The 23731-nt window shown below is 42.9% G+C and carries 30 protein-coding genes and 1 pseudogene; 1 reads left to right on the plus strand and 30 read right to left on the minus strand.

The window, feature by feature from the left end; all coding sequences use genetic code 11:
• Positions 1 to 354: 354 nt before the first annotated feature.
• The 25 genes and pseudogenes from UF75_RS29115 to UF75_RS13185 all read right to left on the minus strand — a co-directional run bounded on the left by UF75_RS29115 (position 355) and on the right by UF75_RS13185 (position 19846).
• Complete coding sequence (locus UF75_RS29115; RefSeq protein WP_197079396.1) at positions 355 to 510, minus strand: hypothetical protein; 156 nt, start codon at positions 508 to 510, stop codon at positions 355 to 357.
• Between the two features lie 154 nt (positions 511 to 664).
• Entirely contained in the window at positions 665 to 1381 is a 717-nt protein-coding gene (locus UF75_RS13070) for a sulfite exporter TauE/SafE family protein (protein WP_045575039.1), read from the minus strand.
• A 676-nt stretch (positions 1382 to 2057) separates the two neighbouring features.
• Positions 2058 to 3680, minus strand: a pseudogene (locus tag UF75_RS13075) (CoA-disulfide reductase); the annotation flags it as partial.
• 125 nt (positions 3681 to 3805) lie between these two features.
• The gene (locus UF75_RS29120; RefSeq protein ID WP_045575041.1) at positions 3806 to 4012 is read right to left on the minus strand and encodes a hypothetical protein; all 207 of its coding nucleotides are present in this window, start codon (positions 4010 to 4012) and stop codon (positions 3806 to 3808) included.
• On the minus strand, positions 4005 to 4205 hold the full coding sequence (locus UF75_RS29125) for a 4Fe-4S binding protein (RefSeq protein WP_045575042.1): 201 nt from the start codon (positions 4203 to 4205) through the stop codon (positions 4005 to 4007). Before UF75_RS29125 ends, UF75_RS29120 begins: the two co-directional genes overlap by 8 nt.
• Positions 4206 to 4261: 56 nt before the next feature.
• Complete coding sequence (locus tag UF75_RS13090; protein WP_045575043.1) at positions 4262 to 4465, minus strand: FmdB family zinc ribbon protein; 204 nt, start codon at positions 4463 to 4465, stop codon at positions 4262 to 4264.
• Between the two features lie 390 nt (positions 4466 to 4855).
• Positions 4856 to 6352, minus strand: a complete 1497-nt coding sequence (locus tag UF75_RS13095) for a hypothetical protein (protein ID WP_045575044.1) — start codon at positions 6350 to 6352, stop codon at positions 4856 to 4858.
• 1 nt (position 6353) lies between these two features.
• Positions 6354 to 6719 carry a hypothetical protein gene (locus UF75_RS13100; RefSeq protein WP_045575045.1) on the minus strand — a complete coding sequence of 122 codons (366 nt, stop codon included), beginning with the start codon at positions 6717 to 6719 and terminating at the stop codon, positions 6354 to 6356.
• A 12-nt stretch (positions 6720 to 6731) separates the two neighbouring features.
• The gene (locus UF75_RS13105; protein WP_045575046.1) at positions 6732 to 7358 is read right to left on the minus strand and encodes a cytochrome b N-terminal domain-containing protein; all 627 of its coding nucleotides are present in this window, start codon (positions 7356 to 7358) and stop codon (positions 6732 to 6734) included.
• Positions 7355 to 7819: a Rieske 2Fe-2S domain-containing protein gene (locus UF75_RS13110; RefSeq protein ID WP_242860223.1), complete on the minus strand. Its 465-nt coding sequence runs from the start codon at positions 7817 to 7819 to the stop codon at positions 7355 to 7357. The genes UF75_RS13105 and UF75_RS13110 overlap by 4 nt, the downstream gene beginning before the upstream one ends.
• Positions 7820 to 7945: 126 nt before the next feature.
• On the minus strand, positions 7946 to 8842 hold the full coding sequence (gene nrfD, locus UF75_RS13115) for an NrfD/PsrC family molybdoenzyme membrane anchor subunit (protein ID WP_045575047.1): 897 nt from the start codon (positions 8840 to 8842) through the stop codon (positions 7946 to 7948).
• Between the two features lie 21 nt (positions 8843 to 8863).
• Positions 8864 to 9439: a 4Fe-4S dicluster domain-containing protein gene (locus tag UF75_RS13120; RefSeq protein ID WP_045575048.1), complete on the minus strand. Its 576-nt coding sequence runs from the start codon at positions 9437 to 9439 to the stop codon at positions 8864 to 8866.
• A gap of 29 nt (positions 9440 to 9468) precedes the next feature.
• Positions 9469 to 11676: a molybdopterin-dependent oxidoreductase gene (locus tag UF75_RS13125; protein WP_045575049.1), complete on the minus strand. Its 2208-nt coding sequence runs from the start codon at positions 11674 to 11676 to the stop codon at positions 9469 to 9471.
• Between the two features lie 151 nt (positions 11677 to 11827).
• Complete coding sequence (locus UF75_RS13130; protein ID WP_156146416.1) at positions 11828 to 12397, minus strand: YeeE/YedE thiosulfate transporter family protein; 570 nt, start codon at positions 12395 to 12397, stop codon at positions 11828 to 11830.
• A 1-nt stretch (position 12398) separates the two neighbouring features.
• The gene (locus tag UF75_RS13135) at positions 12399 to 12911 is read right to left on the minus strand and encodes a YeeE/YedE thiosulfate transporter family protein (protein ID WP_242860224.1); all 513 of its coding nucleotides are present in this window, start codon (positions 12909 to 12911) and stop codon (positions 12399 to 12401) included.
• A 7-nt stretch (positions 12912 to 12918) separates the two neighbouring features.
• Positions 12919 to 13257, minus strand: coding sequence for a hypothetical protein (locus UF75_RS30070; RefSeq protein ID WP_242860225.1), 339 nt, complete (start codon positions 13255 to 13257; stop codon positions 12919 to 12921).
• A gap of 29 nt (positions 13258 to 13286) precedes the next feature.
• Positions 13287 to 13832 (minus strand): hypothetical protein, encoded by a 546-nt coding sequence (locus UF75_RS30075; RefSeq protein WP_242860226.1) that lies wholly within the window; start codon positions 13830 to 13832, stop codon positions 13287 to 13289.
• A 386-nt stretch (positions 13833 to 14218) separates the two neighbouring features.
• On the minus strand, positions 14219 to 15088 hold the full coding sequence (locus UF75_RS13145; RefSeq protein WP_052693219.1) for a CoB--CoM heterodisulfide reductase iron-sulfur subunit B family protein: 870 nt from the start codon (positions 15086 to 15088) through the stop codon (positions 14219 to 14221).
• On the minus strand, positions 15085 to 15666 hold the full coding sequence (locus UF75_RS26265; protein WP_052693222.1) for a 4Fe-4S dicluster domain-containing protein: 582 nt from the start codon (positions 15664 to 15666) through the stop codon (positions 15085 to 15087). Before UF75_RS26265 ends, UF75_RS13145 begins: the two co-directional genes overlap by 4 nt.
• Positions 15663 to 16052, minus strand: a complete 390-nt coding sequence (locus tag UF75_RS26270) for a 4Fe-4S dicluster domain-containing protein (protein ID WP_052693224.1) — start codon at positions 16050 to 16052, stop codon at positions 15663 to 15665. Before UF75_RS26270 ends, UF75_RS26265 begins: the two co-directional genes overlap by 4 nt.
• Before the next feature lie 30 nt (positions 16053 to 16082).
• Positions 16083 to 17096: an FAD-dependent oxidoreductase gene (locus UF75_RS13160; protein ID WP_045575051.1), complete on the minus strand. Its 1014-nt coding sequence runs from the start codon at positions 17094 to 17096 to the stop codon at positions 16083 to 16085.
• 18 nt (positions 17097 to 17114) lie between these two features.
• The gene (locus tag UF75_RS13165) at positions 17115 to 18044 is read right to left on the minus strand and encodes a CoB--CoM heterodisulfide reductase iron-sulfur subunit B family protein (RefSeq protein WP_052693226.1); all 930 of its coding nucleotides are present in this window, start codon (positions 18042 to 18044) and stop codon (positions 17115 to 17117) included.
• Positions 18031 to 18744, minus strand: coding sequence for a 4Fe-4S dicluster domain-containing protein (locus tag UF75_RS26275; protein ID WP_052693228.1), 714 nt, complete (start codon positions 18742 to 18744; stop codon positions 18031 to 18033). Before UF75_RS26275 ends, UF75_RS13165 begins: the two co-directional genes overlap by 14 nt.
• Positions 18745 to 18775: 31 nt before the next feature.
• On the minus strand, positions 18776 to 19009 hold the full coding sequence (locus UF75_RS13175) for a hypothetical protein (RefSeq protein WP_045575052.1): 234 nt from the start codon (positions 19007 to 19009) through the stop codon (positions 18776 to 18778).
• A 558-nt stretch (positions 19010 to 19567) separates the two neighbouring features.
• Positions 19568 to 19846: a metal-sensitive transcriptional regulator gene (locus UF75_RS13185; protein ID WP_045575054.1), complete on the minus strand. Its 279-nt coding sequence runs from the start codon at positions 19844 to 19846 to the stop codon at positions 19568 to 19570.
• A 308-nt stretch (positions 19847 to 20154) separates the two neighbouring features.
• Between UF75_RS13185 and UF75_RS13190 the strand changes: the two genes are divergently transcribed.
• Positions 20155 to 20370 carry a hypothetical protein gene (locus UF75_RS13190; RefSeq protein WP_045575055.1) on the plus strand — a complete coding sequence of 72 codons (216 nt, stop codon included), beginning with the start codon at positions 20155 to 20157 and terminating at the stop codon, positions 20368 to 20370.
• A gap of 72 nt (positions 20371 to 20442) precedes the next feature.
• Here the strand turns inward: UF75_RS13190 and UF75_RS13195 are convergent, their stop codons facing one another.
• From UF75_RS13195 to UF75_RS13215, 5 genes are all read right to left on the minus strand, one after another.
• Positions 20443 to 21297 carry an Mrp/NBP35 family ATP-binding protein gene (locus tag UF75_RS13195; RefSeq protein WP_045575056.1) on the minus strand — a complete coding sequence of 285 codons (855 nt, stop codon included), beginning with the start codon at positions 21295 to 21297 and terminating at the stop codon, positions 20443 to 20445.
• 148 nt (positions 21298 to 21445) lie between these two features.
• Positions 21446 to 21823, minus strand: coding sequence for a NifB/NifX family molybdenum-iron cluster-binding protein (locus UF75_RS13200; RefSeq protein WP_045575057.1), 378 nt, complete (start codon positions 21821 to 21823; stop codon positions 21446 to 21448).
• Between the two features lie 157 nt (positions 21824 to 21980).
• Complete coding sequence (locus tag UF75_RS13205; protein WP_045575058.1) at positions 21981 to 22265, minus strand: NifB/NifX family molybdenum-iron cluster-binding protein; 285 nt, start codon at positions 22263 to 22265, stop codon at positions 21981 to 21983.
• Positions 22266 to 22301: 36 nt separating this feature from the next.
• Positions 22302 to 22790: a DUF134 domain-containing protein gene (locus UF75_RS13210; RefSeq protein ID WP_045575059.1), complete on the minus strand. Its 489-nt coding sequence runs from the start codon at positions 22788 to 22790 to the stop codon at positions 22302 to 22304.
• A gap of 88 nt (positions 22791 to 22878) precedes the next feature.
• Entirely contained in the window at positions 22879 to 23529 is a 651-nt protein-coding gene (locus UF75_RS13215) for a DUF1638 domain-containing protein (protein WP_045575060.1), read from the minus strand.
• Between the last annotated feature and the right edge of the window lie 202 nt (positions 23530 to 23731).

The raw sequence follows: 23731 nt of genomic DNA on the forward strand, positions 1-23731 counted from the left end.
TATTCTGTGCACAATAATCTTCCATGATTGAAAAACTCTGTGGCTCATCATCATATGGGCCAATATGTAACATTTGAACACAAAGTCCTTCTTCTATGCGGTTGAATCTCACTTTATTAAGCAAAGGGTGAGGTTTTTTTTGTTTCAACTATTAATGACTTCCTGCGCTAACTTATCTGTTACAAAATCAGGTTGTCTTATCATGATTGTGTATAGCAAACTGTTTTTATCCAATATTTCTATAGTTCTTGCCTCTTCTGCTAAATCCCAAAGACCTTCAAGAGGGAACACCGTAAAAATCAAAATACCCTTCGGGCATAATATTTCTTTTAGGTAACATTTTGATAGCATAAGCTAGAGAATACAAGACACCGATAGAGAGAATTCTTCAGAATTAGGATTACCCTTTCCATCAATCATAAAGAATTTGAAATCTGGCACCGTAACAACTTCAGGTTTATTTTTGGGTAAATACAATTGCTTGGCTTGTTTTTTCCACTCATATTTCAATAATGGTTCCTCCCTCGTCTTCAACCTTCATTTTAGGTAATTTTTCACTTTAATCTATCAGTTATTATATGCTGCAGATTTTATGCGGCATGTTTCATGAAACCTATTAGTTTTTATGACTAAATTCCGAATGTAATTCTTTTCAGAAGCAATATTACATAGTTGTGATTAACAAGTAAATACCCGTAAAAAATAACAATGAGTAGATTATCTTCTCAAAGAGTTGCTGATTTAATCTTGCAAATACCCGTTGACCTATATAAATTCCCATTATAGCAAAGGGCAATGCATATAAGGTTGATATCCAAACCCCTTTTGAAATGCGATACATTGAGAATTGAAGTAAAAGACTGATCGGATAAATAAACACAAAATAGGCTAAAGCAGTACTTCGAAGAGTCGATTTATCCACCTTTGCTCCGGAAAAATATATCAACAAAGGTGGCCCCGGCATACCCAAACTTGCAGTAAGCAATCCCGATAATGCCCCTGTTATTAGTTCCTTGATGTTACTTTGTTTCAGTTTAATTTTAGCCACTAATAAAGCTGTTGAGGCAAGGATTAGAATACTAACTAAAATCTTTAATGGTCGCACATCAAGAAAGATGAAAAGTAGCATTCCTGGAAAAATTCCGATTAAACTACCCTTCATTAAGCGTATTAAGCTCTCTTTATTGAGCTCACTACGTATTTTATAAGTCATAATAACAGATATCAAAAGAGAAAGTATGATATTTAACTGAATTGCATCATGAGGTTCAAAAAGTAAAAGTAGAAACGGGGTTGCCATGATTGAGAAGCCGAAACCAGTTCCGGCTTGTAAGGTAGATGCAACTAGCACGAGTACGATTAATCCAAATATGCTACTCATAAAATTCCTTTCAACTAATTTGAATTTTATCTTACAAGGGTACACTTCGTCATTTTTCACAGTCCGATGGAACTATCATTTATTAATATAATATATTGCTATTGCTGCTAACACACACGGTATTCCGAATAAGAAAAATTTGCTTGACGATTCTGTTTGCAAAAAGCTTTTTTGTTGCCAATACCCTCATGCTTAGTAAATTCTACAAACAGTTTACATATCCTTCATTTTGATTCCAATATCAAATTTCCTATTTAATAATCCAAAGTCACCTTCTTCCTTCCTTTATATAAAGAAAACTTAGCTGGCGCCCACGAAAACACTGTTTTTGCACGGATTACTCTTCTTGCAGACACTGTCTTCGCACGTGTTAGCTTAGCGGAGCGATGACACTGTCTTCGCACGTGTAAACCAGCTTGCAGCCTTGGCGAAGACGGCCGCCTTAGTTGCAGTACAAAAAAAGCCCCCATATTGGAGGCTTTCAAAACCATGTATGCCTATCTATAGTTAGAACCATTTACTCAGAACACAGCCCACAATCACGATGACTTTTCTTATAATCACTGATCCCTTTTCCCACATTTTCCTTCACAACTTGGGTTTCGGGATCGATAATTTGTTTTTCTGACGTCTCTATGGGAGCAACACGAGCGGGTTTCAAAGGCGACATCAGACAAGATTTGTACCCACCAGTTAGGTTTTTCACGTTATATCCATTTTGGGTTAAGATCCTAGACGCTACGTAACCTCTCAGTCCTATTTGGCAATATTCTAAGATCTCTTTGGTTTTATCGAGTTCGGACAACCTTGCTCTCAAGCTATCGACTGGGATGTGGAGCGCTCCTTCAAGATGTCCGCCATTATATTCCGTTTCAGTGCGGACATCCAATAAGATCGTGTTCTCTCGATCATACTCCATGAACTGCTCAATCGATATGACATCCACTCTACTTGCCAGGACATTCTCCGCTACAAAACCCGCCATATTAACGGGGTCTTTGGCAGATGAATAAGGGGGTGCGTAGCAAAGCTCCAACTCTGTTAAATCTGTGACAGTACCACCCAGTCTTATGACCGTTGCAATAACGTCAATTCTTTTATCTACTCCGTCACTGCCTACGCCCTGAGCTCCTAAAATTTTCCCATCTTCATTAAAGATCAGTTTCAAGGTCATCATGAAGCTTCCTGGATAATATGAGGCATGCGACCCTGGATGGATAGTTATTGTTTTATATGGGATATCTAAGCGTTTTAAGGTCCGCTCATTATTACCTGTATTGGCTGCTGTAAGACCGAAGACTTTGAGAATCGAAGTGCCCTGGGTCCCCTTATAAGAGGTTTTCAGACCTGCAATATTATCCGCTGCTATTCGGCCTTGTTTATTGGCAGGCCCCGCAAGGGGAATGGTTGTCGCTTGTTTGTTGACAAAATCAACGACCTCGATGGCATCTCCGACAGCATAGACGTTTTCCGCACTGGTCGCCATGGTTTCATCGACTAAAATATGCCCTTTGACTCCTAGCTTAATTCCACTCTCCTTAAGGAAGGCCGTATCCGGGATAACTCCTATAGCTAAAATCACAAGATCCGCTGTCAATGTTTGGTCACTATTAAGGTTTATCTGAACACTGCTTTCCAGATCCTTAAATGACTTAACTCCATCATTCAAGATGAGTTTTACCCCATGGTCCGAGAGTTCCTTTTCCACGGCTCCGACAACGTCCGAATCAAAGGGTGCCAAAATATGCGGTGCTGCTTCGACGATCGTTACGTCAAGTCCACGATGTTTTAGGTTTTCAGCTATTTCCACACCGACAAAGCCGCCACCAATGACGATTGCACGTTTTGTTTCCTCTTGATCCACAAAAGTTTTAATTTGATCCGTATCGGGTATATTTCTTAAGGTAAAGATTCTCTGATTATTGATACCCTCGATCGGCGGTTTAATTGCTTTTGCTCCAGGGGATAAAACAAGGTAATCATACGATTCTTCATAGCTATCATTGGTCTTATTTTTCACCGTCACTACTTTTTTAAGGGTATCCAGACGGATCACTTCACTGTTAATTCTAACATCGATATTAAACCTACTCTTCATACTTTCTGGAGTCTGGACCAAAAGTTTCTCTCTTTCTTTGATGGTCTCCCCAATGTAGTAGGGCAAACCGCAATTGGCAAAGGAGATGTACTCGTCTCTTTCAAACATAATAATCTCAGCTGTCTCATCCAGTCTTCTAAGTCTCGCGGCTGCAGATGCACCACCAGCCACACCACCAATAATCAATACCTTCTTACCCACACATATCCTCCTCAAATTATACTATGATATCTGTTTCAACTATTTTTAACCACGATCTTCGACGTTTGCTTGTGCAATGGAGTGCTTTCTTGATCAATACAAAAATGTTAAATGAACTCGTTTAGTTACGCCGGATTAATCAAGCGTAGTAACCGATCTCTTTCCTCTTCCAAATCTTCTCGTTCAGCAACCATCTTTGGTTGAACAGAATGAAAGGGCCAACGTGCTTTTAAGTCAGCTAACTTTTTCTCCACCTCGTTAAACTGGAGTATCAAATCCTGTTGCTCTATATACTGATGTTTTTCATCGTTCCATGGTTCTTTCTCATTCATTAGCTTTCCTCTCCTCAGTAGGTCTAAACGTTATAGCACCATGCATACATGCTTCCATACAGGTTTCACATTCAATACATAGCTTCGGCTCCACGACTGGCAGATGGGAAAGTATAGTGATGGCTTGAACGGGGCATGTATTAACACAACGTTTGCACCCTCGACACAGCTTTTCTAAAATAAACGCAGACATCTATCTCCATCTCCCCTCATCAAGAGAAACACACGGTTTCTCGCTTAACAGCCTGCTCAGCCAAAGCGAGAGGGAGCTGTATTTATCCTCCCCGAAGACCCTTTATCTCCATTTGAACCTATAACATTCACCGTTGTGAACCGCTGTTTAATTTGGTCACTCTCACATTTAGGGCAACTTTGTTGGTCTTTTTGGCTGATACTACAAAATACTGAAAATTTATGCGCACACTTTTGACATATCAGATCGTAACTTGGCATTGAATTAGCCTCCCTTAACTATTACCTGTTCCTGATATCTTATCCATTATAATTTAACCTATTGTCAAAGCTAACATGCCATGACCCCTTATACCCCCGCATGGTATATGATACTAATATATTCGCCTCTCTTTCGTTTGTCAACCCTTATTAATCCTTTTCTCTTATGGTGAGATATTAATTATCCGTGAAATTTCCACTTTACAAGTGGGGATGGTACCCCGTACTAATAAAAAAGTCCAAGAACTCAACATTCTTGAACTTTAGAAAACCTGGCCGGTGCTAAGCCTAAGCCATAGTGGTAGTATGAACAAAATTTTTATTCATCAGTGGTGCCACACAGTCGCATAGGGGTCTGATAGTACAAAAAAGTTACCCATCTAAAGAATTTCATGGATTTTCAGCCGTTCGATCATGGCACTTATGACAGGAATCTGCCCCTTGTTCTTCAGGGTTTTGCTCGCATGCACTTCCTATAACTAAAGGGATCTTGAATGGTTTCCCAGTCACCCGACTGCTCTGAATCCAATCTTCTCCGCTATGGCGAAGGAACGCCAGTTCCTCCCCTTTAGCCGAAACCAAGATTTCATCCCCAATTTTCAGGGTTGGAAAGTTAGGATTCGTAATTTGCCTTTGCATTTGAACTGCCAATTCGTTCGGACTCTCAATCTTTTTAGTTTGAGGAAGCTTTTCTTTGGTTCCATGACAATAAAGACACTGGATATGAACTGCCTCATGTTGGGATGTATAGAACTCGCCATCTCCCATAGTATCGAGCTTCGTATGGCAATCAATGCAGTCCAGACTTACTTCACACCGAGCAAAGACTTCACCTGGCAAATAATAATCCCTCACGCGATCTGTCCAAGTTAAGTCGCCGGCTTGCCAATCTCGAGTTACTTTGTCGATATCGGAACGAGCCGACAACTTCATTTTAATAGGATCATGGGTCCCTTGGTTATGACACTGATTACATTGTGTATAAGGAATTTGGGTTGTTAGCCGGTGCACCATTCCACGCCCACTCTGATTTTCTTGAATGGTAGGATCATTGCCGATATACGTATGCGTTGGATTGGTCAGAACATGACAAGCTTCACAGCCATTAGCTTGTACTTTCTCGTTGGAAGCAGTCGCTGGCTGAGCTGTCGCCGACTGAGGATTCTTCAGGTTGAGATGTAAATCCCCTGTGCTTTGATGGCATTGACTTAGACAATCTTGTTGGAAAACCTCTTCATTAGGTCGACCCTGCAGAGGATTCGGATAGTGATAAGCCCCCACGACCTTATCAAGTCCGGGAACCTCCGTTGTTTTGTCGATTCCAAACATTCTGCGCACAACACTTAACTCTCCAGCTTTAGTGGACATGATCGAGGTTTTTACAGTGTCTACTTGATTTTTGGCCAGATCTTGATTTCCACTATGACAAGCGACTCCGCTCGGCCCTGTCCCCCCGCAACTTAGAGAGGCCACATCTAGGGACCCTGGATGTCCACCCCCATTCATTTGGGCATGGGCCGTCGTTTTGTCCAGTGACAAAGGATTACCGCCATGGCAAACCGCACATCCCATTGTATCGCTAGGATGGGAGTTCGATATTTCCTCAATCCCAATGTGACAGGTCTTACATCGCTCGGTCTCACCATTGGGAAGTGTGAGATTGACAATCTCCGGCTTACGCTGACGGTAGCTCTCAATTTCAGCAAGTAGCTTTTGCTTCTCGTTATCATCTCGGACGGATCCGAGCTCAATTTGCAAGTTCGCAAGTTGTTCCTTAAAATACTCTGTTTGATACCGACCCCATTCTGGCGTTCCTTCCTGTTTCAGGGTTAGAATGATAATTAAAACCAAAATAAGCGTACTGACAAGCAAAACGACCTTTTTCATGTTAGGTCCACCACAATTCTTTGCCCATAAACCAGATCAACATGAAAATAATACTGGAAAAGAGGAACCCAAAAATCCTCTGACCCCACCTCTCACCCATATACTCAACTAGCCAAGGCAAACTTGTCAGCCCCGCTACAATGACCATCGGTAAAAGCAGAGCCCCTAACCACGGAGGAAGGTACAACAATAAAATCTGGAACGGGCCAAAAATCCATGGAGCAACTGCATGTAAGACCGTAGGAGCTTGATTGCTCGTTCCTACACCTGCCGGAAACATTAAGGCCAGAGCTGTACAAAACGCTAAGAATAAAATTGCTGCAATTCCCTCTTTTTCAATGAGGTGTTTAATGAGTGAACGTGCCATACAGTCTCCCCCTTAAAGTGGGCGTACTCCACCATCACGACGAATGCGCCAGAAATGATAGAGTTGTAATAATAAGAGAATCATCGGTAAGACAACGCAATGCCATACATAAACTACAAGAGTACTTCCACTTAAGGCTGAAGGTTCTCCAAATATGCTTTGCGCTAGACCAGCCCCTATACCAGGGATTAATCCCAAGATATTGACGGCCACAGTCGCTGCTGCACCACTTTCCTGAGATCCGATCAGTAGGTATCCCGTAAAGTCTAAAAACAATACGAGCATGAGTAAGGCTATCCCGACTAGCCAATTCAGTTGCTTGGGAGGTTTATAGGAATGGGTCCAAACAACTCGCAACATATGGAGATTTACGGTTACGACCATTAGCTGACCCGCCCAATAATGCAAATTCCGAATAACCCCACCATAGGGAATCACAGAGGAAATGGTCAGGATACTGCCAAAACTTGTACTCTCTCCTAATTGATAATGAAACATCAGAAGGAGACCCGTAATCCCAAGTACGAGAAAAGCTAAAAACGATAATCCTCCGAGGCAAAACGTGTAGAAGACTGAGAGTGCTCGACTCGGAATAGATCGTGGTCGAATATGGTTAATAAAGGTTGTGTGATCTTTCATACTCGCATATCCATTCCTACTTGTTTGGAAGTATTGATGATCAGTGAACCATCCGGTTGGCGCTCGACCGAGACTCGATGCAATGCTTGAGAGGCGGGCCCCGAGATGATTCTACCCTCTTCGTCATATATACTTGCATGGCAAGGGCAAATCCATTGTTTTTTATCGGAATGATAGTTAACTTCGCAGCCAAGATGAGTACAAGTAGCCACCATTGCCATGACCCCTAAAGTATCTCGCTTGACCCACACACGAGTAGCGGCTGTATTTTGCCAGCCGCTGTTTTCTGCGAGCGGTTTTTTATAAACCACTAGGGGGAATTTCTGTCGATCTTCTTTGCTTGTGAAATACTTTGCGAGAGGTTCGATAGCTAAGGCAGCAGAGGCGATGATCCCGACCCATGCTAGGCGTAACACCGCTCGTCTTGTCCATTCTTGCTTAGGCATTATCAATCTGATCAAGTTAAGAAAACCCGGGTAAACCTAACCTTTTCCTTTCCCAAATTTCTTTAGTGACCTTCCAGGTTTTAGCTTCTCTCGATATTTAATAATCTAAGGTACTACCACTATTCATAACTCGAATAGATACTAGAACCAACTACTCGTTTGTCCGGCATAGGTTATAATATAGCGTACGAAAAAGCCGCCAAATATAACCAGAAAGCTACTGCTAATTGTGACAGGCCATGTCCATTTGACAGGGATTTTGTTCTTCAGCTCCATGAACTCCAATAATAACGGAAGCATCAAACCGAAACCTACGATCAAGAGCCAAAAAATCCAAGCATAGTGTCCGTACAACAAACTACCAAAGGCCACTGATTCACTATCTGAGCTAAATCTACCCATCACGATTATGAATAGTATAAGCAAACACTCTAGGATTATCAAGCCTACATCGGCCATGGTCAAAACATGTAATTCCTTATGTCGGGCTCGCTCCCAAGGGCTTAGCGTTGCAATCAAAATCACGGCAGCTACTCCCGTCGAAAATGCAGAAACTAAAAATAGTATAGGGAGCAAAGGGGCATTCCAGATTGGGCGTACTGCAGCATTCAGAAGCAGACCCGTATAGGAGGCAACGCCGACCGACAAAAACGGCATGATTTTTGCCAAAAGTTTTTTCCCTTTTTCCAGTTGAAGAGTCTGACCAACAATTTGGAATTTTTTGGGGAGCCATAGATAAAAATTAATAATACTAAAAATACTAAATATAAGAATTAACCAACTTCCATAGGACATCGGGGAACTTAATTCCAAGGTGAGAAATAACTGATAGAAATTAAAGGGGCTACCTAAATCAAGCACTAACACGCCTAACCCCAAGGAAATTGGGAAAGGGGTTATTAACGCCCCAACCCGACTAACTCGCTGAAAATCCTGACCACCATATAGATAGGAAAGATTTGAAGTGATCATCGCCCCCGCACTTAATCCTGCAGCGAAGAGATAAATAACGATCATTAATCCCCAAGTTAATTCCATAGAATCCACCTCCTTAGGCCGTTATTTCCCTTCTGGTATTTCAGGAACAGCCTCGTCAATATAGTAAATATTTGGACCCGTTCCCACGTTTTTGAGTAAAATTCTGGTCGGATATTGAGCGATCAACTTTGAGACGATACTGTCAGGGTCATTGAGATCCCCAGCTTGCCGGGATTTTCCGAGGCAGGTTTGAACACACGCTGGTTCTAATCCCTGCTCAAGGCGGTGTAAGCACAAGGTACACTTATCTGCCTTTCCTGTTTCAGGATTGGAAAAACGTGCATCATACGGACAAGCCGTGAGACAGTATTTGCAACCAATGCATTTCTTATTTTCGACGATGACGATCCCATCGGGCCGTTTTTGAGACGCCCCGGTCGGACAAACCTTAACACAAGGTGGGTTATCACAATGCATACAGTTTCCTGGTTGGAATCGTTCCGATACCTTCGGGAACTGTCCTTGAACTCCGCTACTCTTCACCCAATTGCGCGTATGCCCAAGTGGCACGTCATTTTCTGAGCGACAGGCCACCATACAGGCATCACAATCGATACAGCGCGAAGTAATGATGACAAATCCCATGCGAATAGTCATTCTTTTCCCTCCTACGCCTTATACTTAACTTACGCCTTACTCACGGTTACGAAAGTTTCACTCAAAGCCGAACCTCCGGAAATCGGGTCTGTGACAGTCTTATGCAAAGCTGAATCACTCGCTCCTAAGGAATAGGCTGCCTTAAGTCCCTTGCTCACATGCCCAAATCCACCGACCATGAAAATACAATCCGGTCGTATCCCCTCAGTAACGTAAGCCTTAATACTGACCTTTCCGACCTCACTCTCCAATACCACTTCATCATCCGTCTTGACCCCGATCTTTGTGGCAACCGAAGTGTGCAACCAGGCCCTGTTTTCAGGAAAGACTTCTAGTAACCAGCGATTGTTCTGCGTGAACATTTGGGTATGCTGTGCGGTCTTACCTGTTAAGAGGTAAAAATGGTCTTGCTCTGGCCGAGGTGGCTCATTCCAGGTTGGGACGGCCTTCTTGCCCATTTGGGCCATAATACTCGAAGAAATTTCTATTTTGCCGCTGCTTGTCTGGAACTCAAAGTCTTTGGAATGATCTTCTTTGAAATTTTTCACTTCATAATGTCCCAACCGTTGTAATTCGTCTAGTGCTACTGGGAACGGTTGGAGTTGCTTAGCTAGGAGATCCTTTTCATCTTGATAAGGTAGAAATTCTCCAAGTCCCAACTTCTCCGCTAATTCCTTGTAAATCATTAAGCTACTCTTCGTATCATAGAGAGGCTCTACCACCGGCTGGCGAATAAAGAGTTTGTTTTTGATGGGAATCAAACCATCGAAGCGTTCTAGATAGGAGGATTCCGGTAAAATCACATCCGCATAATAGGCTGTGTCACTGGCTTGAATGTCAATCACCGCCACAAAATCCAGTTTCATCATAGCGTTGATGGTTTTTTGACGTTCTGGAATCGAGAGAACAGGATTCTGTCTGGAAATCAGCCACCCCTTGGCCTCGTATGGTTTGCCCGTCAAAATATTATCCCGCATCGTCTGAATTACTCCATAGGCTAAGGGTACCATAGGATACTGCCATGGTACTCCATCCAGACGAATCCCTTGAGCAGGTGGAAAGGCTGGGTGAGATAACACACCAAGCTTGGCAGTGCTTAGTTCCTGATCTGGAATAAGCCCTCCAGGTTTTGCCCAATTTCCGATCAAAGCATTAAGCACAGCAATGGCCCGCTCAGTTTGGAACGAATTAACAAAATTTGACGTCCTCCAATTGGGATGAGCAATCGCGGCAGGTGCTGCGGCCGCGAAATCCTGGGCAATCCGCCGGATAGTCGCAGCAGGAATTTCACATTTTTTCTCAGCCCATTCCGGGGTATACTCTTCAACCTCCGTGACGAGATCGTCAAAACCTTGAGTATATTGCTTTACAAATGTTTCATTGTATAGTTTTTCTCGAATGATGACATGAATCATAGCCAAGAAAAACGCTGAATCCGCGCCCGGACGGACAGGCAACCACTCGGTGGCCTTAGAAGCAGTCTTACTAAAACGTGGATCTAGTACCACGACCTTAACCCCTCTGGCCACCATTTCAATCATTTCTTGTGTTTCATTATTGGAAATTCCCTCAGCCAAATTTCGACCAGCAAAAATCATATACTTACATTTCGAAAAATCCGTGCCTGGTTGTGGGGTACCATAGGTGTATAAAAACCCCGTCGTCATTGCATTGAAGCATAAACTCCGTTGAGTCCCATAATTCGGGGAGCCATAAGCTTTGAGGAGAATTTCAAAAAACGGTTGGGAGAGGTTATCGGTAGAATTGAACATCATAGCCTTAGCACCATAGTTATCTTTAATCTTCTGCATTTGTTCAGCTGTATAACTCAAAGCCTCATCCCAGGATGCCCTGCGCCACAAGCCACTACCCCTAGCCCCTGCTCGTAAGAGTGGGAACTTGATGCGATCAGGACTATACATCGTTTCAAGGCCTGCGTTGCCACGTGGGCATAATTTCCCTAAATTGTTTGGGTGATTCGGGTTCCCTTCCAACCTTTTAACGACACCGTCTTCTACTCTGGCAATAACGCCACAACGCCAAACACACTGCTCACAAATGGTCGTTACATGTTTAACCCCTTTTGCTGAACTTTGATCTGAGCTTCCTTGTCCTAGATTGGACTTAGGCCTTAACAAACCCATTCCTACAGTTGCACCCAACGCAGCTGTAGCAGCTGTGCCTTTTATAAACAGTCGGCGGCTAAACAATTGATCCCAAGTATATACTTTGGACAAATTGCTCCCTCCTTTCTTTTCAATATCGGCTCCTTTAATCCAACTTACAACCTAGTAACCAGGTGGTTCAGGATGTTATTGAACATCTGCTATCTATATCGAACATGCAACTAATCCCTGAGAACGATAATTTTATCCACTCTGTTTCCTATTAGAGTTCTTTGGCACCTGTCATTTCCGTCTTCTTAGAGCTTTCCGCAATTTTAGAAGCTATATAGAAAACAAGCGTGCAAAGGACAAAGAGTCCCACAAACAGCCAATGGTTGACATGAAATAGATCTTCTAGCGTCTTTTGCCCAAAATCTCCAATGGTTGAAATTTTCAGGAAGATCGATTGATAGGTCACTCCAAATAAGATTCCACCCGTCAAAAAACCTAAGAGCCCAGGTATTAAATAGTCCAGATTTCCCTGACCACAACCTGTGATCAACGTACCCGGTCACGTACCGGCCAGAGCCATTCCTACTCCAAAAAGCAGTCCCCCGAGAAGATTTCCGACTATATAAGTGGAAGAAACCTGATCCATCTGGAGAAACCCCAGATCTTTCAACGTATAGATACCCACAAGCCCAACAGAGATTCCAGTCATCATAAACTTCATGACAGTATTATCTTTAAAGCGAAATTGATTAACGATTTTATGGTAATGGCCCAAGCCTGCCTTCTGAAGAGCAAACGCAAAGAAGAAACCAATCAATATGGGGACGACATACGTCATCATCTTAATAATCCCCCCCGTACAATAATTTGGTCGTAATTATTCCAGAAATGAACAACCCTACGATAAAAATCAAACCCGCTGGAGAAAGCTGCATCGTCCCTGAAATTGCTAAGCCACTCGTGCACCCTCCGGCGATACCGGCTGAAAACTCAATAATTACACCACCGATAAAAATCAAGCTCCAACGCTTCAACTTACTTGGCCCGAAAATTTTTGTCCATTGTTGATCCGGCATCATCCGAAACTTAAAATCTTTGGACCAGAGACTTGAGGTCATCGCTCCCAAGATCATCCCGACAAATAAGAGAATCTGGAAACTCACCACTGGAGGCATTTGATATTTGAAGTACAATAAATTTGCCAAACTACTATCAAAGGCCTTCAAGAGTATGCTGTCAACGTTCTCGATTCCGCCGGATGAACCAATGGTTTTACCGACTAAAACATACGACCCTACGGCTGTTAATCCCAACAACACTCCTGCCGCCCATGGCGACCATACTTTTTCTTTCATTGACTGATTAAAGCCCATGGTTTTGCTCACTCCCTTCATTCCGCATTAAATCGCTCAATGACGATAAGGACTCTAGATCATTGTCCTCTAACGTCCGAAGCTGGTTCAGAACCTTTTCCGGCAAGCTTGACACTGCTTGTAATACTTGAGGACCGTACTCTCCTTTTAAAATTCTTTCTAGAGAAATAACCGTCTTAATATCCCCCTCCAATAACTGGGTAAACACTTCCTGAACTTCTGGGGGCAAAGTATTGAAGGGGACTTTTTCCGTTCTCCCCACTAAGAAGGTCCAAGGCCAAAACCCTTTTTTCCATCTCCAGATTAAGACACCCAATAATATCAGCATAAACGCATTGATAATTCCGATTGCCCAAGCTAACCAAGGAATTCTGTCGGATAAGTTAAAGTCAATAATATCGAAATTGGAATTTTTACTGGGGGAATCTGATTAGCAGCTGCTGACGGAGTCACTGTTCCGGTCCCCGCTGGAGTTGTTCCGGTTGCAGTCTCTGCTGTGCTCGAACCTGAAGTCGGATTACCTGTCGAAGCACTTGTCGCAGAACCGCCATATTTTGCAACCCGAGTTGCAGTATCTGCTGGATGGCACGATGCGCAGGTTTGATCCGGTTGTGCTAAAGGTTTGGCGACAATCCCAGCATGAGCTTTAGTCTTATCGGTCTCTGTCGCAACTCCCAAATGGCAGGCTTGACAAAAATCTGCGAAAGCATGTTGAATATGCCAATCACCCTTTTTGGACACAGGTGCTTCTCCCTTAACCTCATGACACGTTTTACAACTAGTCGTCGAGGCACCACAGGCGGCTTCGGTCTCTTTAGGTGTCGCAAGCCAATATGATCCAATCATTACAACACTAAACATGCCAAAAACTAAGGCTAATATAGTCTGTTTTTTTGTTTTCACGTTACCCCTCACCTCACATGTTAATATTTTTACTGAGATAACACACTTGTTTTTGTTACCACCTCCGTAGGCACTTCTTTCAATGCAATCTGTATGTTTTAAAAGGATGCTCAGCGTATGTAGTGATAGGAAAGGACAACCTTGCTTATAAATTCACAAGCTAGCCTAGCCTTTTTCCATATCCCCCCCCGGGTATAGGCGATTTATACTTAGGATATACCCAAATATTTATTAGGTCAATACTTTTTTATGATATATTTATAATCTTCTAAAGGTTTAATATATTAAACTTTAATGACAACAAAAATTAGAGCCTAACACTTCAAAATGAAGTGTTAGGCTCTTTAAGAAATCTAAACTCTTGATGGTTAAAATTCGAGATTAAGTCAACTGATTTTAGCCGTAACTGGAGCAGTGCTAATAACATGCTTACGGATACCCAATACAGAGTTGGGAATTCCAAACGCCATACCAATCAGTTCCGTAATATACATCACAGGCACCTGGGTTTTCTTACCTGTTGCTTTCGCCATAGCTCCTTGTCGTAAATCAAGATTCGACATGCACATGGGACAAGCAGTTGCGATGGCGTCCGCTCCAACTTCTTTGGCTTGATATACAATCCGACCACTCAGCTCAATCACTACCTCCGGCCGCGTTAACACATACGCCGCGCCACAGCAATCTGTCTTACTATCCCAAGCTACCACTTCCGCTCCTAAAGCTGTCAAAAGTTTATCCATACTTACCGGATTCGTCGGATGGTCAAACTGAGTAATCTTGGCCGGTCGAGTGAGCATACATCCATAATAAGGAGCAATCTTCAAACCCTTTAAGGGTTTTTTGACCTTGGCAGCCACTTTATCGATTCCGATTCGGTCCACCAACAGCTCTAGGATATTCAGCACATGAACTGTATTATTGTAGTTCATCTCGATGGCTTGTTGGACTTTCTTGGCTGTAAATTGATTTTCAGCACATTCGATCTCAGCCGTACGTAAATGATTGAAACATGCGGCACAGGGAGCCATAACTTCTTTCATGCCCGCCTTCTCCGCTTGCGCTAAGTTTCTAGCCGGTAAGGCCAAGGCCAAGAGATGATCCACCTGATGAGCAGGGGTTGAGCCACAGCAGTTCCAATCCGGAATCTCTTCTAATTGAACATCTAACGCTTTTAAAACTTCACGAGTTGAGGATTCATAGTTCTTAGCAGTTGAATGGAGAGAACACCCTGGAAAGTAGCCCGTTTTCATCATCCTTGCCCTCCTCGCATTTTCTGCACATTGTCAAAGATTTTAGCCACAGCGGCCTGTCCGTGAATCTTACGTGGTAGAATATCACCGAATCCCATGATACCATTTAAGAACATCGGCGGGCCAATCGGAATCAGAGCAGCCACATCCCGGGCCAGTTCTCCTTGGGAAAGCATATTCTTGACTATGAGACCTACTTCATGCATCCGCCCGCTATTCCGAACTTCTCCCAGGAAAATTTTATTCATCTTAGGAATTTTTGTTTCGCTTGACGTGTACCCTTCTTCTTTGGCCATCGCCCGCAGGGCATTCATCACTTCGTAAAGTTCGAAACCCGCAGGACACTGGGCACCGCACGTTCCACACTGAATACACATTTGAATCGATTTGCTTGGCAGAACTTGATCTTTCATGCCATAAACAATCATTTCTAAAATTGAGTTCGGCGAATAGTCCATGACCCCGGAAAACGGACACCCTCCCGAACATTTACTGCACTGGTGGCATTCTTGAACTTTTTGTCCGCTCCGTACTTCCACCTCTTCAAGAAAACTGTGTTCTCCATGAAGTACTACTTTCAACCCTCTTCCCCCTCTCTTCGGTGTTTCGAACAGTGCTCAAACTTGTGATATATCAAAGACGGTTGTTCGTATTTAGGTTCAACGCCACGTCGCGTTGCTTCTTCACGAAGCGTGACCATAATCCCGTTTAAGGGGAGACCGACCGGACATATTACCTCACACTCTGTACAATTTTTTCCGCAAAGCCATATGGTTCGGCTGTCCAAAACCTGTTCATCTAGACAATCCAACAAATATTCAATCACTTGGCGTGGGGACAAGTCGAATTCATCCACATGGGCACACCCTCCGCCACACTTTGAACATTGCAAGCAGGCGGTCAGGGACTTTTGAATGCTCTCTTCGACGATCGTTCGAATACCGTTTTCATGAATGCGCAAACGCATTTTGATTCACATCCTTACTTTTCAGCCTTCTTAACGGGTCACTGCAAGAGCCTCACTGGCTGAAAGTCCACCCATCGCGACAGCACTCGCAATTTCCATCGGTTGAGTGCAGCTTCCAGCAAGGAAAATACCCGGTTTAGACGAGTGACAAGGACGAACATTTGATTCCACATCTTGGAAGAATCCATACTCATCCGTTGCAATCCCTAACATCGCAGCCAGATCACGTGACCCAACAGGGGGTTCCATGGCGGATGCCAAGACCACTAAATCCGCTTCCACTTCTACTGGGTTTCCCATCAGGGAATCCTCAGCACGGACCAGGAGTTTCCCTTCGCTTTCTAGCACTTTGGCCACCCGTCCGCGGATATAGCGAACGTTATGCTCTTCCATGGCTGAGCGAATAAATTCTTCGTACCCTTTACCCAGTGCCCGGATGTCGATATAGAAAACGTAGGATTTCGACTGGGGATTGGCTTTTTTCATCATGATGGCGTGTTTTGCGGAATAGGAACAACAGATTTTTGAGCAGTAAACATAGCCCTTCGCTTTATCTCGCGAACCCACGCAATGAACGAAGACAACCCGAACATTCCCTTGAGGCAAGCGGTTTTCTGCCGCCATTTTCTCAAATTCTAAGCTTGTAACCACTTTAGGACTCCGTCCGTAGCTATACTCGGTGTAAGCCGTTGGCTCCATATAATGAAATCCCGCTGCAACAATAATGGCACCGACGATCTCTTGGCGGGTCCCGCTCAAAGTCTTTAACTCAACAGAGAAATCTCCAACGCTTCCTTGGCAGGCTGTTAACGTAGTGTTTGTCAAAATTTCGATGGACGGCGTGGTCTGAACTTTTTGAACTTCCTGAGAAACTAAGGCCTTCGCATCCCCTAGGACCGGAAATGTATAGGTCAATTTTGCAAAGTTGCCTCCGAGCGCGTCTTCTTTTTCAATTAAAATTACATCTCCACCGTTTTGGGCAATTTTCTGGGCAGCAGTAATTCCCGCAATCCCTCCGCCTATGACTAACGTCTTTTTGCTCAAGATACCTGTCCTCCTCTTTTAACGACCGATTCGGTCTAAGACATTTTCGAGACGTGCACGTCCACTGACATGGGCGGCAAAACCTAATTTCGCTACATCAAGTCCCAAACCCATACCGACGAGTTGAGCGATGTGCAGAATAGGAGTTTGGAAATCTCCCTCATCACGGTAATTAAATTGTTGTTGAATGCGGTCTAACTGACTGTGACAATAAGGACACTGTACGACCAGGATATCTGGATCCGCTTCTTTGACGGAATCTAATTTGGTCTTGGTATGCTCTAGAGAAAGGTCTTTACCATTAATAACCTGTGTAAAGCCTGTCCCACAACATTCGCGGTTAGCCGTATAAGGGACGACCTCTCCTCCTAAGATTTCAATAATTTCTTCTAAATATGAAGGCATCTGGGCATCATCGATGGCGGTATATTTCCCACCTCCGAGATAATGACAGCCATAATGCGTTGCGACTTTAATCCCCTTAAGCGGACGTTTGACATTTTCGGCAAGTTCTTCTTTCAGGCGATAGTACATTTCGGCAATATGATAAACACTGCCTGTACCTTTATATTCCTTGCCCATCATGTTTAACATCATATTGACACTCGCCTTAACTTCGGCATTATGATTCATGAAATGACCAAACTCATTTAAAAAAGTCCAGCAACCATTACAAACAACACACGTATCTAGCCCTTTTTCCTCTGCCAGCGATAGATTACGAGCCACAGCAGGCATGGAAGCAGTAGGGGCCGCAACATTGGCAAAGGTTACAAAACCACCGCAGCATGTTTGTTCATCCGAGTCCACAGGTTCGATTCCAAGGATACGCAGGGAATCGGATGAGCACGCTTCAATTCCGGGGTATTTATTACTGGCAACACAGCTTTTGAAGACGAAAATTTTATCGGGTTTGGGAATTTGAGCTACTTTATCAAGTCTTGGCATTTGTTTTCCCTCCTGACGGTTCTCCGTAATTATAAAACCGTGTTTTTGTCGTAATTTTCCCAACTTTTGAAGGTAGAGGCTTTGTTTTGCAGCGTCTCGCTTGCGCATCGTCGCACGTATTACAGTCTAAGAGATCGACTCCGCCGATTTTCTTCATAAAGCTTGTCATACCACTAAGATCCGAAATCATGTTAATCTCAGCAACCCCCCGCTTACTGACCACTCGTTTAGTAGGGAGTCCGGCCGCTTCACGAATTTTTCCAATGTCTCCTACTGTATCCACTACAAATGGATTCCTCTCCCGAATCGAAACTGTAATGCCATCTTTCAGATAGTCCTTCTCCGCATAAGCTTCGAGTTGTTTAACATCTTCCCATCCGTAGCCTTCATTCATCGCGCCTAAACGGAGCATGAAGATAAAAAACGGAAAGTTAATATCCATCGGGCACGTGGAGTAACAACCACTACAGAAAAAGCATTGCCAGAGTTCCACGCTGGATAAAATTCGTTTGATATTCCCGTCTACAAGGTCACGAATCAATTTCCTGGGATTGTAACCGGGTGTCACCGCCGCAGCGGGACATTGTCCCGTACACTTTCCACATTGCAAACATCGTTCTGCCTCATTGACAAATCCCATAGCGATTGGCTTCCACCGCTCGTAAAAATCGTCGTCCCAATCTTTTACTTGTTCGAGCACAAGTTTTCCTCCATTCTGCTTCAGCTTCTACTTACTTACCAGTAACCGCTTGTTTGATCATGGGCGTCATTTGAGGCATGAACTTGAACAAATCCTCACGTGTGTCCTTACTCGACATCATGAACTTAACCATACCAGGCATCATTTTCATCATTCGACTCAAAGGCATTTCCATACTAAAGAGATCTTCAAAATACTTAAGGGTACGCTCCCCTGCATCCTGACTAGTTTCCTTACCATAGGCCTCTAAATAGTTATCTGCCATTATTAAACCCTCCTCAAAAATTGATAGCTTTTTGATTCGTCGCAACGAATATCATAACTGTATTATCCTCATTACTTAATCATTGTTCTCACTTCGACAGACACTGCCCACGACATCCAATGTTTAGAATCTGGTCTGGTTCCATAGGATTATAGAGTGGTTTAAAAAATGAACATTGAGAACAAAAGCTAAGATTTATGGCGTAATTAATTCCACTGCAGTTTGGACAAGTAATCTCTTTCACATTAGGTGGCATAGGATCTACCTTTTCTAAAACCATAAAAAATTTAGGACGAAATTCTGAAACCAATGTCCCACAATGAGAACACTCTAACACCTAACGACCCCCCTCCCCCCGGTTGGGATTAATATTCTAAGAATAGCATCAAATCTATTTCAGGTCAATAAGTAAAATGATAACAGTTTACTTTCTCACGTAATTTCGCCATGTGCGCAAGTAAAATGCCGTCATCCTTATTGAAAGGATAACGGCATAAGAGCATAGTTCCCTTAAATTTATTAATCGAATTGAATTAAAGCTTATAGAAAATTATTTCTTCACTGATTGAGTTTCATTAATGTAGCTATGGCTCTATTTAGCACAGTCTCGAGGTCCTCCCCCTCTTCAATCGCATCGGCCATACACGTTTTTGCATAGCGTTGCGCAACAATTACTGAAACCTTATGTACAGCTGAACGGATAGCGACGAGTTGTAAGAATATCTCCTCACATTTCTTTTCTTCATCCATCATTCGTTCTACCGCAGAAATATGACCACGCACTGTTTTAAGTCTAGTTATAATGCTTTTTGTTTCCTCTGGATCTACATTTTTCACAAGGCCTCTCTTCCTTTCATAGACGATTTATTCTTATTTCTAACTGGAGGGTTTATATTACTCTAAGCTACAATTTATAGCACTTTATAACTTTGATAAGATATTCACTTGCCATCTTGGCTAAGGAAGTTGATAACGTAATTTCACAGAGTTATAATTAAGATACCCTCTCCGGGGGGGACCCGAAATATCTCCTTTAGCATACAACTTAAGAATATATCGGTCAAGTAAGATCAACTAAGAAAGAGAATGTCATTATATGGCTTCTTATATTAATTATCAAGGACTAAATGAAGGGAGATAAGTGAATGGAAGATTTGTCGATATTACGTGATGAAGATTTATCGAGACGTTTACAAACATTGTCTGAAGAACTGGAAGAGATCGAGGAAGAACGTAGTTTTGTGCTGAAGCAGACTGGCCTGCACCTCCCAGGTCATGCTGTTAAACGCTATGAATCTCAAATCCAAGCGTTAAAAGAATCCATTACTGACTTAAAAGGGGAACTGGAACGTCGCCAATAGTAAATAGTGAAGGCCCTTGCTTAATCTCATTTGAAGCAAGGGCCTTCACTATCCATTAACGAAACGCTTACCTTAGGCTAGATTCTTTTCACTAATCGTTTTAATCTGTTCCGCTAAATTTTTTGCGATCTGATCAAAGTTTGGAGATTGATAATCCTCAATCTTGCCAGCGTCCGATAGCGTTGCTAAAGCAGGATCAAGGGGCAATGTTCCCAAGAAAGGAATCAAATTACGTTTTGCTTCTTCCTTACCTTGTGGTTTTCCGAAGACTTCTATCTTCTTACTACAATCAGGACACTGCACATAAGCCATGTTTTCTATCAATCCATAAATTGGGGGTTCATAGTTTCTAACCATTTTGATCGCTTTGCGCACCACCATATTCGCTAATGCTTGCGGACTTGTTACCATCACTACCCCATTGATCGGTAACGATTGGAATATCGTGATGGCGACATCCCCAGTACCGGGAGGCATATCAATTAACAAATAATCGAGTTCTCCCCAAATTACATCTTTCCAAAATTGATTGACGACTTGAGTGATCAGCGGCCCACGTAAGATCACGGGATCATCTTCGTTTTCAATCATAAGATTGAGGGACATGATTTTAATCCCGCCGCGGCTCGTCGGTGCAATGATGCCTCCTTGGCTCGCTCCTGCCCTTTCCTTGATCCCGAAAATTTTTGGAATACTCGGGCCAGTTATGTCCGAGTCTAAAATTCCAACTTTATAGCCTTGACGCATAAGACTTACTGCTAACATACCAGTTACAGAGGATTTGCCGACTCCTCCTTTACCACTCATGACAGCAATGACTTTTTTAACATGGCTTACTTTTTGAGCCTTAGTCAATTCTGGCTCAACAGAACAACTCTCAGTATTACATGATCCAGCTGCTGCACAGCTATTACACGACTCGCTCACAATGCTTCCTCCAATTCAAATTACATCTTTTACTCTCTAAGGACTAATAATCCAATTTATCTTACTCCTCAGATTCTTTCTTTGTCAAGTTTGTCTCTAGTGACTCACTTGCTCTCATGATGTGCAGAATGCTGCCTATCCATTCATCTTAATGTTGATGTTCGTGCCCATGCCCATCACCGTGATCATGTTGGCAGATAGACCCAGTACTCACTATTTTTCCGCCAGCATATAAATTTGCTACTTCAGCCACGTTTCCTGAGGCGCCTGATACAACTTCAAGACCAACTGCATTAAGGCCATTAATCATACCCCCGCCAATACCTCCGCATACAAGTACCTCTACCCCTTTGCTCTTGAACATATTGGCAAGTCCTTCATGCTGATGTTGAAGACCCGTCGAACTAAGAAATTCAACAAAACGTGCATTATTGCCTTCAATTTCAAACACAGTAAATCCTGCAGCTCGTCCAAAATGGGGATCTAATACTTCACCGTTTGATGGAATTGCAATCTTTTTTGACATAAAAAACCCTCCCATATTATTAAAATTCTTTGGAGTCAAAACTGGCCAAGATGATCGTTTAATCTCGGTCTTCAAATCAGTTCATCACGCATATGCTAAGCTTAGCTTAGCTTAATTAAATTACCCTCTTTCCAGGCCATGATAGCCTCCATGAGAGTCATGGTTCGGAAGCAGAATAGGTCGGTATCTTCACAGCTCGAATAATTCTAAGAGCATTGTGTCCTAATTTAGCGGCTATAATTATTTTAACGTTTTCCTTCGCCATGTATTCTGCAACAACAATACCTGCACCATCGGTCCCAATTATGGAAGGATTAGTTCTATACTCTACAGTACCTAATGGATCTTCTGAGTCGCAAAAAAGGAAATACGGGCTACACCCAAATCGCGCACACATCAAATTATCTAGATCTTGCCCCTGAGCAGGTATGGCTATACGCAATATAATCCCCCTTTTCCTTAACCATGGTGTAATGCTTTAGGAGTTTCCTCCACAACAACCACCCTGTCCATGCGCATCTTGTTGCCCACCACTGCAAGTGTGCCTGAGCCCATTGTCAAGTTTCATCTTTTTCATGCTTCCACACTTGGGACAAGCAATTTCATATCCGTGTTTGCCTCCTGTAGTACATGGTTCAACCTCCCAGACATGTCCACAGCCGACACATTCGAACACCCTATTTTTGATCGTGTAGTTTCCTCCTCGAATAATAATCGATCGTCCTTCTACTAATGCTGTGGCAATTTTAGTCCTAGCTCCTCCAAGGATTCGCTGAAAGGTTGCTCTCGAAACACCCATAGATGCGGCACATTCAACCTGATCTAACCCTACTTTGTCTTTGAGACGGATGGCCTCTAATTCTTCGAGCTGAACGAAGACTTCTGGCCAACGTGACCGACCCTGAGGAATAAATGTTTGACCAACTATTCCTTCATTGATTTGGCCACAACAACGCCGTCTTGACATCGCATCAACTCCTTTTGAGCATATGCCCAAATTGATTATATCCCTCTCGTTGTGATAAATCAATTGCAAAAAGGCCTAGTTTACAAATTTATCTGTCTTCTTCAGCCATGGCATTGATTAAGACTGCTTTTAAGCGTTCCAACCCTATAGTGCGGGCTTCCAATGTAATAGAAGTCCAATCCGAAAAATCCAGGATTTCCTCAACATGTTCCATTGCATAATCATCAAAGAACCCTATCGGATCAAGCATTATTCCTCCGCCTGTATACTGGGGGAAATTCTCATTTGCGTTGGCTTTATCCCAGCCTTTAAATACCTGGTCTCGATACTTTAGCCACCCTGGCGTGCAAAACCATATTTTTTCCCCTTCGGCTAATTTCTCCCTTTCCTCCCCAGTAGCCAACATGTCTAGGCAGTTTTCCACATCGGTTCGAGCGATATAGTACCCCTCTTCTCGCATTTCTTCAATGACTGTATCGATGGTACGGTACGGATCGCGCATATTTATATAACAATACTTTCCACCGTACACCACAATTATTTTTTTAGCACTTTTCTTAGCTATTTCCAATTGCTTTTGTAGTTGAATTTCTAATTCATCTGGAACTTGGTGAAGCCCTGGGGCAGTATATAACGCATGTACATCTAGAAAACCAATTTCTTTTAAATAATTTAACTCCGGTATCATAGTTCCGCAGGCCACAATGACATAATCCTTGAATGAAATGTTCTTTACCAATTTAGTCCCCCCCTTTTCGATATCCAACCTAATAAATCCAATTTCTATAGTATTATCTCGATTATAATACCCCGTATGGGTATAGTCAATGTGACTTTATCTGTACACCCTATAGTGTTTGTGACAACTGCATTCTCTCACCTTACTGAAATAGTTAAAGAGCCCTTACCTAGAACTTTAGGTGAGGGCTCCCGTGTTGCTT

It is taken from the genome of Desulfosporosinus sp. I2 (assembly GCF_000960765.1).
Taxonomy (GTDB): Bacteria; Bacillota; Desulfitobacteriia; order Desulfitobacteriales; family Desulfitobacteriaceae; genus Desulfosporosinus.